We start from the raw sequence: 14,908 nt of genomic DNA, 5'->3' as shown, positions 1-14,908 counted from the left end.
TGCCGGACCGGGAACAAACGTCGGATTATCGGCCCCACTGCCACCCGGGGCGGGCCGGACCGGGAGAAGTTCCCCGACCGGGCGGCAACGACGCGAACCGGGGAGGGGTGGGCCGGACCGGGACGGAACACGACACCGACCCCCACCGTGGCGGGGGTCGGTGCGCGGCGGAGCGGATCAGCTCGTGACCACGATGTGGAAGCCTCGCGGCGAGGGCGAACCCCCGGAGGTGCGGGTCTGCACGAAGACCGCGTTCGGGGTCAGCAGGCGCGGCGCCACGGAGATCTCGCCGGCGGGCGGGACGTTCGCCGAGTCGTTGGTGCCGATCGTCGCCACGTACGCCTTGTGGCTCACGTCGTAGTCGAGCAGCACCTGGTACTGCCCGGGCCACACGCCCGGCCCGAGCGGGAACCGGAACGAGGACACCACGTTGCCGGAGTGCTGCAACAGCGTCCCGGTGGACGACACCACCGCCCAGGCGACCTGGCCGGAGGCCGGCGGCGCCAGGGTGGCCCGCATGGCGGTCCGGGCAGCCTGCTTCTCGGCGGCGCTGACCGTCGGCTGCTGCCCGGCCGCCCGGGCCGACTGGTCCGCCCTCGACTCGGGCTGCGCGGCGACCGCGATCCCGCCGCCGGCCACGGTAAGGGCCAGCGCAGCAAGCGCCACCACCGTCGCCTTGCGTTTGAAGAATGTAGCCATGACAGATCCCCCTCGGTTGACCGTGGCGATACGGCGGATGCGCGAAATTGCGGATCATCGGGTATCCGAATTCCAGTCGCACCGCTGCTGAGCTGGTATTACACGGCAAGTTGAGATGGCTCAACCAGGTGGAACCTAACACCGGAAAATGGGGCGGTCAATAGTGGATATCGCATGTCCAGCGCCCGTAAAAAACTCGACATAAATTGCGAGCGAGTAGCGCTCAACCATTCACGAAATTGGTTCACGGGCAGCGCCCGCAGGCCCTTCGTCGGTAGCCTCACCGTCGTGTTCACGCGTGACGATTCCCCACGCCGGGGCGGCCGGTGGGCGACGGTGGCCTGCTGGGCGACGGTCGGGCCGGTGGCCGCCTGGGCGGTGCTGCGGCTGGCCGGGCTGGAGCGGGGCCCGCTGGTGCTGACGACCGCGTTCACGCCGTACGTCGCCGCCGTGGCGCCGGTCGCGGCGGTGCTGGCGCTCGCGCTGCGACGCCGCGCGCCCGCGGTGGTCGCGGCGCTTGCCGCGCTGGCGCTCGTCGGCGTGGTGGCGCCGCGGGCGGTCGCCGACGACCGGCCGCCGGCCGACGGCCCGACGCTGCGGCTGCTCACCGCGAACCTGCGGCTGGGATCGGCCGACCCGGCGGCGCTCGTGGCGCTGGTCCGCGCGCAGCGGGTGGACGTGCTCACCGTGCAGGAACTCACCCCGCAACTCGCCGCCGACCTGGACCGGCTCGGCCTGGCCACCCTGCTGCCGCACCGGTCGTTGAGCCCGGAGGTCGGCTCCACCGGCTCCGGCCTGTACGCCCGCCATCCGCTGCGCGACCCCGGTCACCGGCGTCACCGGCGATGGTTCCTCACCCAGGCGTACGCGACCGTGACGGTGCCGGGAGCGCCGCCCCTGCGGGTGGAGTCGGCGCACCCGGGCGCGCCGTACACCCTCGACGCGGTGCCGAAGTGGTGGACCGACCAGCGCGCCCAGCCGCCGGCCACCCCGACCGCCGGGCTCAGCGTGCTGGCCGGCGACTTCAACGCCACGCTCGACCACGCCACGATGCGCCGTCTGATCGCGACCGGCTACACCGACGCCGCCGACGCGGTCGGGGCCGGGCTCGCCGGCACCTGGGGCCCGTACGGCGGGGATCCGATCCCGCCGGTCACCATCGACCACGTGCTCGTCGACAGGCGCATCGCGGTCCTTGCCGTCGACACCCGGCCGGTGCCCGGCAGCGACCACCGGGCGCTGCTGGCCGAGCTGCGCCTGCCGGCGGCGTGAGGGCGACGGGTGTTAAGCGGGGCCCCTTCCTCTACCGGAGGCGTTAAGCGGGGCCCCCGCCTTACTGAGGCCGTAGGTGAGCGCGTCGACGAGCGCGTGCCAGCTCGCCTCCACCACGTTGGGGTGCACGCCGACCGTGGTCCAGTCCCGGCCGACGCCGGCGGTCTCCACAAGCACCCGGGTCACCGCGCCGGTGCCGTGGCTGCCCTCCAGGATGCGCACCTTGTAGTCGGCCAGCTCGAACTCGCGCAGCTCCGGGTAGTGCCGGGACAGCCCGACCCGCAGCGCCTCGTCGAGCGCGTTGACCGGGCCGTTGCCCTCGGCGGTGGCGATCACCCGCTCGCCGCGTACCCGGATCTTGACGGTCGCCTCGGAGACCACCGCGCCGTCCTCGCGGTGCTCGACAAGCACCCGGTACGACTCCAGCGCGAACGGCCGGGCCGGCGCGGCGTCCGGCAGCTCCGAGCGGACCAGCAGCTCGAACGAGGCGTCGGCGGCCTCGAACGACCAGCCGCCGGCCTCCAGCTCCTTGACCCGCCCGGTGACCCGGGACAGGGCGTCCGGATGGGCGGCCAGGTCCAGCCCGAGCTCGCGACTCTTGAGCTCGATGCTGGCCCGGCCGGCCATCTCGGTCACCAGGATCCGCATGTCGTTGCCCACCACCGACGGGTCCACGTGGTTGTAGAGCAACGGGTCGACCTTGATCGCGCTGGCGTGCAGCCCCGCCTTGTGGGCGAAGGCGGCGGCCCCGACGTAGGCCTGGTGGGTGTCGGGGGCGATGTTGGCGATCTCGGCGATGGCGTGCGAGACCCGCACCATCTGTTCCAGGCAGCCCTCCGGTAGGACGGGCATGCCGAGCTTGAGCTGGAGGTTCGCGACGATCGCGAAGATGTCGGCGTTGCCGGGGCGCTCGCCGTACCCGTTCGCGGTGCCCTGCACGTGCCGCACGCCGGCCTCGACCGCGGCGATGGTGTTGGCCACCGCGCAGGCGGTGTCGTTCTGGGCGTGCATGCCGAGCCGCTCCGGCGCGACCCCGGTCCGCCCGACCAGGTCGGCGATCACGGCGGTGACCTGGGAGGGCAGCATGCCGCCGTTGGTGTCGCAGAGCACGAACCGCTCGGCGCCGGCAGCCAGCGCGGCCTCCGCCACGGCGGCGGTGTAGCCCGGGTCGTGCCGGAAGCCGTCGAAGGTGTGCTCGCCGTCGACGAAGACGCGCCGTCCCTGCGACACCAGGTAGGCCACGGTGTCCCGCACCATCGCGAGGTTCTCCTCGGCGGTGGTGCGCAGCGCCCGCTCGACGTGCCGCAGGTCCGCCTTGGCGACGAGCGCCACCGCCGGGGTCTGCGCGTCGAGCAGCCCACGCACCTGCGGGTCGTCCTCGACCGCCAGGCCGGCCTTGCGGGTGGCGCCGAACGCGACCAGGATCGCGTGCCGCAGCTTCAGCTCGGTGCGCGCCCGGTGGAAGAACTCGGTGTCCTTGGGCACCGCGCCCGGCCAACCGCCCTCGATGAAGCCGACCCCGAGGTCGTCGAGCAGGCGGGCCACCGCCAGCTTGTCGACCACCGAGTAGCTGAGCCCTTCGCGCTGGGCGCCGTCGCGCAGCGTCGTGTCGTACACCTGGAAGGTCATCGGAGTCCTCTTCTCGTGCCTGGGGAGAGCAACAAAAAGACCCCCCGCGAATGCGGGAGGTCGGCGCGCTCGGCGAGGGGAAAGGCCGGCGCGCTAGCTGCTAATGATCAGGACGGAGCTGGTCACGATCGGTACTCTGCCACCTCCGCCGGGTTTTGGGAGTCGTAATCCACATTCCGGGACGCCACCTCCGGGTTGGCGCCCGGGCCGGATGGGTAACCCCGGTCGGAGGACAGCGTCACAGGGACGGCCACCGCCGTCGGGACGGGAGTGGGCAGATGGAGAGACTGGACCCGCACGCCACGCACGCCGGCACCGAACCGGTCGTCGACGACGGTCGCGGCGCGGTCGCCGGCGGCGCGCCGGGCGGCGCGTTCGACCCGTGGCGCTACCGGGACGAGGCCGGGGTGGCAAGCGCGGACCTGACCGGTTACAAGGTCGAGGCCACCGACGGCGGCATCGGCAAGATCGACCGCGCCAGCCACGACGTCGACGACAGCTACCTGGTCGTCGACACCGGCCCGTGGATCTTCGGCCGGAAGGTCATGCTGCCGGCCGGCACCGTGGGCCACGTCGACCACGATGAGCGGAAGGTCTTCGTCGACCGGGACAAGGACCAGATCAAGGCCGCCCCGGAGTACGACGAGGCCGACCACGCCGACCCGACCTACCGGGACAAGCTCGGCGGCTACTACGGCGAGAACCACTCCGCGCTGCCACCGGACGGCCCGCCCCGGACCTGATCCGGCACCGGCCCCGGCCGGCGGCGGCACACCGATGCCGCCGCCGGCCGTTACCGTGTCAGGGATGGAGGCACCGGAGAATCCCTTCCCCGCGTTGTTCAACTTCCGCGACGTCGGCGGCTACCGCACCCGTGACGGGCGCACCGTCCGGCGCCGTCGGCTCTACCGTTCCGACTCCCTGCACCGCATCGACTCCAGCGACCGGGCGGCGTTCACCGCGCTCGGCATCCGTACGGTCATCGACCTGCGCCGCCCCACCGAGGTCGAGCGCGACGGCCGGGTGCCGGCCTACGACGGGCTCACCTACCGGCACATCCACCCCGAGCACGAGGACTGGGCCGCCCGGCGCTACGAGTCCTCCGGCGTCAGCCTGGCCCGCTACCTCGCCGACCGGTACGCCGACCTGGCCCGCACCGGCACCGCGGGGCTGGCCGAGGCGGTCGGCCTGATCGCCGACAGCGCCAACGCCCCGGTGGTGGTGCACTGCGTCGCCGGCAAGGACCGCACCGGCATCGTCTGCGCGCTCACGCTCGCCGTGCTCGGCGTGCCGGACGCCGACATCGTCGCCGACTACGCGCTGAGCACCGCGGCGTCCGAGCGGTTCGGCGCCTGGGTGCGGGCCACCCTGCCGGACGCGGAGGAGCCACCACCGCCGTTCCTGGCCTCCCCCGCCGAGGCGATGGAGCTGTTCCTCGCCGAGCTGCGCGCCGGCCACGGCTCGGTCGAGGGCTACCTGGCCCACGCCGGCGTCACCGACGAGCAGCTCCGGGCGCTCCCGGCCCACCTGCTGGAGTGACCGTCAGGCCGGCGTCGCCCGGGGGCGGCGCCGGCCACGGAGCGGCCGTCAGAGCACGCGGGTGACCCAGCCGTGGCGGTCCTCGGCGCGGCCACGCTGGATGTCGACGAGCTGCTGGCGCAACGCCATCGTGATGCGGCCCGGCTCGCCGCCGCCGACGAGGAACTCGCCGTCCGGGAAGCGCACGCCACCGATCGGGGTGATGACCGCGGCGGTGCCGCAGGCGAAGACCTCACGCAGCCGCCCGCTCGCCGCGTCCGCCTGCCAGTCGGCGAAGGAGACCGGCCGTTCGTGCACCGCGTGCCCGGCCTCGGCGGCCAGGGTCAGGATGGCGTCGCGGGTGATGCCCGGCAGGATCGTGCCGCCCAGCGGCGGCGTGACCAGGCTGCCGTCGTCGTAGACGAAGAAGACGTTCATGCCGCCCAGTTCGTCGACGTACCGCCGCTCCACCGCGTCCAGGAAGACCACCTGGTCGCACCCGGCCTCGATCGCCTCGGCCTGGGCCGCCAGCGAGGCGGCGTAGTTGCCGCCGCACTTGGCCGCGCCGGTGCCGCCGGGCGCCGCCCGGGTGTAGTCCGGCGAGACCCAGAGCGTCACCGGCTTCACCCCGCCGGCGAAGTAGGCCCCGGCCGGCGACGCGATGACGCAGTAGAGGTATTCGTTGGCCGGGCGCACCCCGAGGAAGACCTCGCTGGCGAACATGAACGGACGCAGGTAGAGGCTGGCGTCCTCGTCCTCCGGGATCCACTCCTGGTCGATCTCGACCAGCCGGCGCAGCGACTCCACGAACGTCGCGGGCGGCAGCTCCGGCATGGCCAGCCGCCGGGCGGACGCGACGAAGCGGGCCGCGTTGGCCTCCGGGCGGAACATGGTGACCGCCCCGTCGCCGGTCCGGTACGCCTTCAGGCCCTCGAAGATCTCCTGCGCGTAGTGCAGCGCCGCGGTGGCCGGGTCCATCGGGATCGGCGCGCGCGCCTCGACCCGGGCGTCGTACCAGCCCTTGCCCTCGGCGTAGCGGGCGGTGACCATGTGGTCGGTGAACACCCGGCCGAAACCGGGGTTCGCCAGCAGGGCGGCCCGGTCGGCGGCGGATACCGAAGCGGAATTCGGACGGATCTCGAAATCGAGCTTGTCACCACCGCTCATCGCGCTGACCTCCCTGCGGGTCCCACGGCGCGCGGGATCGCACGCCGACGTCACTGGTGCCAGAAACTTACCCCGAACGGTCGTTCAGCGGATAGCTCCGCCCCCGCACATCGACGATGCCAATTGGAGGGAGCTGGCCCGGAGACGGGTCTGGCGGCCCGGATCCGGGCCGCCGGGAGGATCGGCCCGGTCAGGCTACGGCGTGACCGGCGAGCCGGTCGCCGACCTCCTCGGTGCGCAGCGGCGCCCCGGGAGTGCGCCCGGCGAGCTCGGCGGCGACCGCGGCGGTGACCCGCGCGGCGGCGTCGGCGTGCCCGAGCTGGTCGAGCAGCAGCGCGGCGGAGAGCACGGCGGCCACCGGGTCGGCGACGCCCTTGCCGGCGATGTCCGGCGCGGAGCCGTGCACCGGCTCGAACATCGACGGGTAACGCCCCTCCGGGTTGATGCAGCCGCTGGCGGCCAGCCCGATGCCGCCGGTCACCGCCGCCGCGATGTCGGTGAGGATGTCACCGAAGAGGTTGTCGGTCACCACCACGTCGTAGCGGGACGGGTTGGTGACCAGGAACATCGCCGCGGCGTCGACGTGCTGGTATTCGGTGGTCACGTCCGGGTGCTCGGCGGCCACCGCGGCGAACGCCCGGGACCACAGCGAGCCGGCGTGGGTGAGCACGTTGGTCTTGTGCACGAGCGTCACCTTGCGCCGTTCCCGGCGGCCGGCGCGCGCGAACGCGTCCCGGATCACCCGCTCGACGCCGTGCCGGGTGTTCAGGCTCTCCTCGGTGGCTACCTCCGCCGGGGTGTCCCGGTGCAGGCTGCCGCCGGCGCCCGCGTACAGCCCCTCGGTGCCCTCGCGGACCACCACGAGGTCGACCTCGCCGGGCTTGACGGCGGCCAGCGGGCCGGTCACGCCGGGCCAGAGCCGGGACGGGCGCAGGTTGACGTACTGGTCGAAGGCGAAGCGGAGCTTGAGCAGCAGGCCGCGCTCCAGCACGCCCGGCGGCACGGTCGGGTCGCCGACCGCGCCGAGCAGGATGGCGTCGTGGCCGGCCAGCTCGTCGAGGACGGTGTCCGGCAGCACCTCGCCGGTGCGGTGCCAGCGCGCCGCGCCCAGGTCGTACTCGGTGGCCTCGATGCCGGGGAGCACCGCGTCGAGGACCTTGCGGGCCTGCCCGACCACCTCGGGACCGATGCCGTCACCGGCCACCACCGCGATGCGTGCCACCTGGCGCTCCTCACCTCGTCGTTCTGCGCAACGGTACGTCGCTGTCCCGCCTCCCGGTACGAATCGTCCAACATTCGGGACATACGATGCACAGCATGCTCCCAGCCGGCATTCATGACGCGGTCATCTCCACTGCTTAGGGTCAGGTCACCGGGTCGACGGGCGCCCGGGACCGGCATCGCCGCGACGTGGCGGCGGCCAGCGAGGGGGCGGGTGTCATGCGGATCGACCAGCGGCGGGCACACTGGGCGGACGAGCAACCCCGGGCCCGCTGGGTCGACCAGTCCGCGTTCCGCCAGCCCCGGCCTGACCTGCGCCTCGGCGCCCGCAGCCACCGGGTGGAGCGCGACGGCGCCGCCCCCTACGACCGGATCAGCGTCCGCCACACCGTCAGCACCTCCACCGCGGAATACACGTTGCTGCTGAACGCGCCCGACTGGTTCGGCCACCGGGGCGTCGGCGAGGCGCTCCGGGACGCCGTCGCCGAACTGCGCGCCGTCGACCTCACCTACGGCCCGAACCAGCCGGACAGCCTGGTGTCCCGGCTGCGCCGCGACGAGATCAGCCCCGACTCGTACCCGCCGCTGGCCGACCTGGTGGACCGCTGCGCCGCGATGCGGGCGGCCACCGACGGGTGGTTCGACGCCTGGGCGGTGCCGGGCGGCTTCGACCCCGGCGGCCTGCTCGGCGGCTGGGCGGTGGAGCGGGCCGCGGCCCGGTTGCGCGCCGCCGGCATCCACGACTATGCCGTGCTCACCGGCGCCGACCTGACCGTACGCGGCCACGCCGCACACGGCGGCCCGTGGCGGGTCGCGGTGCACCACCCGACCGACGCGCGCCGGGTGCCGCTGGTGCTGGAGATGACCGCCGGCGCGGTCGGCACCTCCGGCGTCACCGGTCGGCGCGGGCACGTCGTCGACCCGCACACCGGCGAACCGACCGACCGGCTGGTGGCCGCCACCGTGGTCGGCCCCGACCTGGCGGTCGCCGACGCCTACGCCACCGCCCTCTACGCCGCCGGCCCGGCCGGGCTGGCCTGGTTCCGCGACGGTTCGGACTACCGGGCGCTCTTCGCGCACCACCGCCGCTGACCCGTCGCCGAACGCCCCGCGCTCGCATCCGGGATGTCGGCCGCGATCGGCCCCCGCGGTCTCGGCAACGACCGTGGGGGCCGGTCAGCGACGAATGCGCGTGGCTTGCGCAATCGAGGGGTGCGGGCCGACCGGCCGCACGCCCGACCGCGCCACCCGAAGACGGGCCGGAAAAACGACTCAGCCATGCACCGCACCGGTACGGTAGCGATTCGACGCAACTCGACGCAAGAGTCTCCACACCGGACCTCCCGGTGTCGTGTCGACAATCAGCAGGTGAATCCCCGGGGCGGGGCAGAAGTGACGTGCGCGGCCCGGGATGGCACGCTGTCCGCCGTGAGTTTCGATCTGAGCGTGTGGGCCCTGCCGGACGGGGCGACACCGGAACAGGTACGGGCGGCGGTGCGGCAGTGCCGCGACGGGTGGCACAGCGAGCAGCACCCCGACCCGCGGGTGGTCGGCTTCTACCGGGCCATCACGGCGCGCTACCCCGACCGTCCGGCCCGCCCGGACACCCCGTGGGAGGTGGCGCCGCTGCACGCGACGGCCGACCACGTCGAGATGAACCTGCACCCGACGTGCCCGGACCAGGTCCTGCTGGACATCGAGCGGCTGGCCGGCGAGCACGACCTGATGCTCTTCGACGCACAGGACGGCTCGGTCTACCCGCCACCGGCCCGCGTCCGTTCCTGACCCTCCGGAAGGGACGAAGGGCCCGGCCGCACCGGCCGGGCCCCGATCAGTCCTGTTCGGACTACTCGTCGCGCAGGTCCGCCGCGCTGGCCGCGACCGCGCCGATCGAGTCGGCCGCGGAGGTGAGCAGGTCCGCGCCGAGCGCCTGGTCGACGGTCAGCGTCATCAGCGTCTCACCGCCGGCCTCCCGCCGGGCCACCTGCATCGCGGCGATGTTGACGCCGGCCTCGCCGAGCAGCGTGCCGACCGTGCCGACCACACCGGGCCGGTCGACGTAACGCAGGAAGACCAGGATGCCCTCCGCGCCGATCTCCACGTCGAAACCGTCCACCTCGGTCAGCTTCAGCACGTCGCGGGCGCCGGAGTGGGTCACCGTGCCGGAAACCCCGACGGTACGGCCGTCCGGCAGCGCGCCGCGTACGGTCACCAGGTTCGGGTGGTCGGCGGTCTCGGCCGGCGTGGCGAGCGTGACCTCGACGCCCCGCTCGGCGGCCAGGTGCGGCGCGTTGACGTAGGTGACCTGCTCCTCCACCACGGAGCTGAACAGTCCCTTGGTGGCGGCGAGCTTGAGCACCGACACGTCGTGGGTGGCGATCTCGCCGCGCACCTCGACGGTGACGCTCGCGGCCACCCCGCCGGCCAGGGCGGTGAAGGCCCGGCCCAGCTTCTCCGCAAGCGGCAGCAGCGGCCGGACGTCCTCGGCGACGACGCCACCGGCCTGCACGTTCACCGCGTCCGGCACGAACTCGCCCTGCAACGCGAGCTTGACGCTCTTCGCCACCGCCAGGCCGGCCTTGTCCTGCGCCTCGTTCGTGGAGGCGCCCAGGTGCGGGGTGGCCACCACGTTGTCGAACCCGAACAGCGGCGAGGAGGTGCAGGGCTCCTTGGCGTACACGTCGATGCCGGCGCCGGCGACCCGGCCCTCGGCGATCGCGTCCGCGAGCGCCTGCTCGTCGACCAGCCCACCCCGGGCGGCGTTGACGATCCGGACGCCCGGCTTGACGATCGCCAGCTCCTTCTCGCCGATCAGGCCCACCGTCTCCGGCGTCTTCGGCAGGTGGATCGAGATGAAGTCGCTCTCCCGCAGCAGCTCCTCCAGACCGACCAGGCGCACCCCGAGCTGCGCGGCCCGGGCCGGCTGGATGTACGGGTCGTACGCGATCAGCCGGGTGCCGAACGCGGCGATGCGGGACGCGAACAGCACGCCGATGCGGCCCAGGCCGACCACGCCGACGGTCTTGCCCTGAAGCTCCACGCCGGTGTACTTCGACCGCTTCCACTCGCCGGCCTTCAGCGCGGCGCTGGCGCTCGCGGTGTTGCGGGCCACCGCGAGCAGCAGCGCGACGGCCTGCTCGGCGGCGGAGACGATGTTGGAGGTGGGCGCGTTCACCACCATGACGCCCCGGGCGGTGGCGGCGGGCACCTCGACGTTGTCCAGGCCGACGCCGGCCCGGGCCACCACCTTCAGCCGGGGCGCCGCGGCGACCGCCTCGGCGTCGATCTGGGTGGCGCTGCGTACGATCACCGCGTCCGCCTCGGAGAGGGCGGAGAGCAGGGCCGGGCGGTCGGTGCCGTCCACGTGGCGCACGTCGAAGTCGTGCGCGAGCACCTCGATGGCGGCGGGGGCGAGTTCTTCGGCGATCAGTACGACAGGATTCATCGGTCCTCGTAGACGCTCGGTGTCGGTTGGCCCGGGGCGTCGGGACGCCGCGCTGCGCCCTGCGCCGATCCGTGCCATGGCCGTCGGGTGCCGCGCGAGGGCACCACACCAAGGATGGTAGGGCGCGGCCCGCCCTCCGGGTCCCGGACCGTGGGGTGAGTGCCCTCACACAGCCCCGTCGCACGCCCGACATCCGCCGTTCACGTGCGCACGCGACGGCCCGCGGCCCGCGCCGTTCACGCGCACACGGCGGCCCGCGGCCCGACGCCGGGGAGAGCGTCGGGTCGCGGGCCGCGCGGTGGGTGTCGGGTCAGGCGGTCTCGGTGAGCGGACGGTCCACCCAGCTCATCATGGCGCGCAGCTTCTGCCCGGTCTCCTCGATCGGGTGCGCCGCGCCCTCGGCCCGCCACTTGGCGAAGTTGGGCCGGCCGGCCTCGTCCTCGGCCACCCACTCGCGGGCGAACTCGCCGGACTGGATCTCGCCGAGGATCTTGCGCATCTCCTCCTTGACCCGGGCGTCGACGACGCGGGGGCCGCGGGACAGGTCGCCGTACTCGGCGGTGTCGGAGATGCTGTAGCGCATCCGGGCGATGCCGCCCTCGTACATGAGGTCGACGATGAGCTTCAGCTCGTGCAGGCACTCGAAGTAGGCCACCTCGGGGGCGTAGCCCGCCTCGGTGAGCACCTCGAAGCCGGTCTGCACGAGCGCCGCCGCGCCGCCGCAGAGCACCGCCTGCTCGCCGAAGAGGTCGGTCTCGGTCTCCTCGGTGAACGTGGTCCGGATCGCGCCGGCCCGGGTGCCGCCGATCGCCTTGGCGTACGCCAGGGCCAGGCCGAACGCGTTGCCGCTGGCGTCCTGCTCGACGGCGACCAGGCAGGGCACGCCCTTGCCGTCGACGTACTGGCGGCGGACCAGGTGACCCGGGCCCTTCGGGGCGACCATCGCCACGTCCACCTCGGCCGGCGGCTTGATCAGGCCGTACCGGATGTTGAAGCCGTGGCCGAAGAAGATCGCCTTGCCGGGCGCCAGGTTCGGCGCGATGGCCTCGGTGTAGAGGCCACGCTGGGCGGTGTCCGGCGCCAGAATCATGATCACGTCGGCCTCGGCCGCCGCCTCGGCCGGGGTGAGCACCCGCAGGCCCTGCTCCTCCGCCTTCGGCCGGCTCTTCGAGCCGGCGGGCAGGCCGATCACCACGTCGACGCCGGAGTCGCGGAGCGACAGCGCGTGCGCGTGGCCCTGGCTGCCGTACCCGATCACGGCGACCTTGCGGCCCTGGATCAGGCCCAGGTCGGCGTCGTCGTCGTAGTAAACCTCAACGCTCATTGACTTCCCTTTCCTACGGCGGTGCCCGTCGGCCCGTCGAAAAACTGGTGGGTACGGATCAGGCGGCGCGCAGCGCCGGGCCGGCGGTGATGGCGCGGGAGCCACGCCCGATGGCCACCGTGCCCGACTGGACCATCTCCTTGATGCCGAACGGCTCCAGGTCACGCAGCAGCGCGTCGAGCTTGTCCGGTGTGCCGGTGGCCTCGACGGTGAGTGTGTCCGGCGCGACGTCGACCACCCGGGCGCGGAACAGGCTCACCGTCTCCAGCACCTGGGCGCGGGCGCTGCGGTCCGCGCGGACCTTGACCAGCAGCAGCTCCCGGGCCACCGACACCTGCGGGTCCAGCTCCACGATCTTGAGCACGTTGACCAGCTTGTTGAGCTGCTTGGTCACCTGCTCCAGCGGCGAGGACTCGGCGTTGACCACGATGGTGATCCGGGAGACGTCGGGGTGCTCGGTCTCGCCCACGGCGAGGCTGTCGATATTGAACCCGCGACGGGAGAACAACCCGGAGACCCGGGCCAGGACACCCGGCTTGTTCTCCACCAGCACGGAGAGCGTGTGCAAGGTCATCAGATATCGTCCTCGTCGAACGCGGGGCGGACACCCCGGGCGAACATGATCTCGTCGTTGCTGGTGCCGGCGGCCACCATCGGCCACACCATCGCGTCCTTGCCGACCACGAAGTCGATGACCACGGGCGCGTCGTTGATCGCCATGGCCGCCTCGATGGTCTTGTCCACGTCGGCGGCGTTCTCGCAGCGCAGCCCCACGCAGCCGAGCGCCTCGGCGAGCTTGACGAAATCGGGGATGCGGTGCTTGTGCGTGCCCAGCTCGGTGTTGGAGTAGCGCTCCCCGTAGAACAGGGTCTGCCACTGCCGGACCATGCCCAGGTTGCCGTTGTTGATCACGGCGACCTTGATCGGGATGCCCTCCAGCGCGCAGGTGGCCAACTCCTGGTTGGTCATCTGGAAGCAGCCGTCACCGTCGACCGCCCACACCGTGGTGTCCGGCCGGCCCACCTTGGCGCCCATCGCCGCCGGCACGGCGTAGCCCATCGTGCCCAGGCCACCGGAGTTGAGCCAGGTGTTCGGCTTCTCGTACGAGATGAACTGGCTGGCCCACATCTGGTGCTGCCCGACGCCGGCGACGTAGACCGCGTCCGGGCCGGCGATCTCGCCCAGCCGCTTGATCACGTACTGCGGGGAGAGCGTGCCGTCGGCCGGCTCCTCGAAGCCGAGCGGGTAACGCTCGCGCAGGTCGTCGAGTTGGGTCCACCAGTCGGCCAGGTCGACCGCGGGGTGGGCGGCCCGCTCGGCGACGACCGCCGCGATCAACTCGTCGATCACGTGCCGCGCGTCGCCCACGATCGGCACGTCGGCGTGCCGGTTCTTGCCGATCTCGGCCGGGTCGATGTCGGCGTGCACCACTGTCGCGTCCGGCGCGAACGAGTCCAGCTTGCCGGTCACCCGGTCGTCGAAGCGGGCGCCGAGCGCCACGATCAGGTCGGCCTTCTGGAGCCCGTAGACCGCGGCGACGGTGCCGTGCATGCCGGGCATGCCCAGGTGCTGGCGGTGCGAGTCGGGGAACGCGCCGAGCGCCATCAGCGTGGTCACCACCGGGATCCCGGTCAGCTCGGCCAGCCGGCGCAGCCCCTCGGTGGCCCCGGCCTTGAGCACGCCGCCGCCGACGTACAGCACCGGGCGACGGGCCGCGGCCATCAGCCGGGCCGCCTCCCGGATCTGCTTGCCGTGCGGGTGCAGGGTGGGCCGGTAACCGGGCAGGTCGAGCGTGGGCGGCCAGGAGAAGGTGGCCTCCGCCTGGAGGACGTCCTTGGGGATGTCGACGAGCACCGGGCCGGGCCGGCCGGTCGAGGCCAGGTGGAACGCCTCGGCCAGCACCCGGGGGACCTCGTCGGCGGTCTGCACCAGGAAGTTGTGCTTGGTGATCGGCAGCGTGATGCCCTGGATGTCGGCCTCCTGGAAGGCGTCCGTGCCGATCGACGGCCGGGCCACCTGGCCGGTGATCGCCACCATCGGCACCGAGTCCATGTAGGCGTCGGCGATCGGGGTGACCAGGTTCGTCGCGCCCGGGCCGGAGGTGGCGATGCACACGCCGACCCGGCCGGTGGCCTGCGCGTAGCCGGTGGCCGCGTGCCCCGCGCCCTGCTCGTGGCGGACCAGGATGTGCCGCACCGTGGAGTCGTAGAGCGGGTCGTACGCCGGCAGGATCGCGCCGCCGGGGATGCCGAAGACCACGTCGACGCCGAGCGCCTCCAGCGACCGCACGAGCGAGCCGGCGCCGGAGACCTGCGCGGTGGCGGGCTGCCGGACGGGCGCGGCGGCGGTGTCCGCGCCGGCCGGGACGGCCCGGTTTCCGGCCGGGGCGGCGCCCGGGCGGGGGGCGGGAGCGTGATCGGGGTCGCCGGCCGCGCCGGCGCCCGGGCGGGCTCGTCGGGCGGAGTGGGCGAGGGTCTCTGGCGTGGGTCTCGTCATGGCGGTTCAGGCCTTCGGCTGTGAGTGGGTGACGCGGTTGTCAGGATGGGACGCGGGCGTCCCGGCGATGGTCCGACGGCAACAAAAAAGCCCACGTGCAGATGCACGGGGCCAGCGCACTCTCAGTGGGAGAGTGC

Annotated in this window: 13 protein-coding genes; 5 read left to right on the top strand and 8 right to left on the bottom strand. The window is 73.1% G+C overall.

Annotated features, from left to right (window positions below):
- Positions 1–177: 177 nt before the first annotated feature.
- A complete protein-coding gene (locus O7613_RS01810; RefSeq protein WP_282291705.1) occupies positions 178–699 on the bottom strand; it encodes a hypothetical protein in 522 nt (173 codons plus the stop codon).
- Between the two features lie 336 nt (positions 700–1,035).
- Between O7613_RS01810 and O7613_RS01805 the strand changes: the two genes are divergently transcribed.
- Positions 1,036–1,971 carry an endonuclease/exonuclease/phosphatase family protein gene (locus O7613_RS01805; protein ID WP_282294452.1) on the top strand — a complete coding sequence of 312 codons (936 nt, stop codon included), beginning with the start codon at positions 1,036–1,038 and terminating at the stop codon, positions 1,969–1,971.
- A 12-nt stretch (positions 1,972–1,983) separates the two neighbouring features.
- Here O7613_RS01805 and cimA read toward each other — a convergent pair whose 3' ends face one another.
- A complete protein-coding gene (gene cimA, locus O7613_RS01800; protein ID WP_281584521.1) occupies positions 1,984–3,600 on the bottom strand; it encodes a citramalate synthase in 1,617 nt (538 codons plus the stop codon).
- A gap of 278 nt (positions 3,601–3,878) precedes the next feature.
- On the opposite strand from cimA, the gene O7613_RS01795 reads away from it, so the two are divergent.
- Positions 3,879–4,343: a PRC-barrel domain containing protein gene (locus tag O7613_RS01795; RefSeq protein ID WP_282291704.1), complete on the top strand. Its 465-nt coding sequence runs from the start codon at positions 3,879–3,881 to the stop codon at positions 4,341–4,343.
- Between the two features lie 64 nt (positions 4,344–4,407).
- On the top strand, positions 4,408–5,139 hold the full coding sequence (locus O7613_RS01790; protein WP_282291703.1) for a tyrosine-protein phosphatase: 732 nt from the start codon (positions 4,408–4,410) through the stop codon (positions 5,137–5,139).
- 48 nt (positions 5,140–5,187) lie between these two features.
- Here the strand turns inward: O7613_RS01790 and O7613_RS01785 are convergent, their stop codons facing one another.
- Together O7613_RS01785 and O7613_RS01780 are read right to left on the bottom strand one after the other, a co-directional pair.
- Positions 5,188–6,285 (bottom strand): branched-chain amino acid aminotransferase, encoded by a 1,098-nt coding sequence (locus O7613_RS01785; RefSeq protein ID WP_282291702.1) that lies wholly within the window; start codon positions 6,283–6,285, stop codon positions 5,188–5,190.
- Between the two features lie 190 nt (positions 6,286–6,475).
- The gene (locus O7613_RS01780) at positions 6,476–7,507 is read right to left on the bottom strand and encodes a 3-isopropylmalate dehydrogenase (protein ID WP_281584525.1); all 1,032 of its coding nucleotides are present in this window, start codon (positions 7,505–7,507) and stop codon (positions 6,476–6,478) included.
- Between the two features lie 218 nt (positions 7,508–7,725).
- Here O7613_RS01780 and O7613_RS01775 point away from each other — a divergent pair, with 218 nt between their 5' ends.
- Positions 7,726–8,598, top strand: coding sequence for an FAD:protein FMN transferase (locus tag O7613_RS01775; RefSeq protein ID WP_282291701.1), 873 nt, complete (start codon positions 7,726–7,728; stop codon positions 8,596–8,598).
- Positions 8,599–8,934: 336 nt separating this feature from the next.
- Complete coding sequence (locus tag O7613_RS01770) at positions 8,935–9,291, top strand: hypothetical protein (protein WP_281584527.1); 357 nt, start codon at positions 8,935–8,937, stop codon at positions 9,289–9,291.
- A gap of 61 nt (positions 9,292–9,352) precedes the next feature.
- Here the strand turns inward: O7613_RS01770 and serA are convergent, their stop codons facing one another.
- The 4 genes from serA to O7613_RS01750 all read right to left on the bottom strand — a co-directional run bounded on the left by serA (position 9,353) and on the right by O7613_RS01750 (position 14,771).
- Positions 9,353–10,951, bottom strand: a complete 1,599-nt coding sequence (gene serA, locus O7613_RS01765) for a phosphoglycerate dehydrogenase (protein ID WP_282291699.1) — start codon at positions 10,949–10,951, stop codon at positions 9,353–9,355.
- A gap of 310 nt (positions 10,952–11,261) precedes the next feature.
- Positions 11,262–12,275 (bottom strand): ketol-acid reductoisomerase, encoded by a 1,014-nt coding sequence (gene ilvC, locus O7613_RS01760; protein ID WP_281584529.1) that lies wholly within the window; start codon positions 12,273–12,275, stop codon positions 11,262–11,264.
- A 58-nt stretch (positions 12,276–12,333) separates the two neighbouring features.
- Positions 12,334–12,849, bottom strand: a complete 516-nt coding sequence (ilvN, locus tag O7613_RS01755; RefSeq protein WP_281584530.1) for an acetolactate synthase small subunit — start codon at positions 12,847–12,849, stop codon at positions 12,334–12,336.
- On the bottom strand, positions 12,849–14,771 hold the full coding sequence (locus O7613_RS01750) for an acetolactate synthase large subunit (RefSeq protein ID WP_282291697.1): 1,923 nt from the start codon (positions 14,769–14,771) through the stop codon (positions 12,849–12,851). Before O7613_RS01750 ends, ilvN begins: the two co-directional genes overlap by 1 nt.
- Between the last annotated feature and the right edge of the window lie 137 nt (positions 14,772–14,908).

This window comes from Micromonospora sp. WMMD975 (assembly GCF_029581215.1).
Taxonomy (GTDB): domain Bacteria; phylum Actinomycetota; class Actinomycetes; order Mycobacteriales; family Micromonosporaceae; genus Micromonospora.
This window is presented reverse-complemented; position numbering and strand designations above follow the sequence as displayed.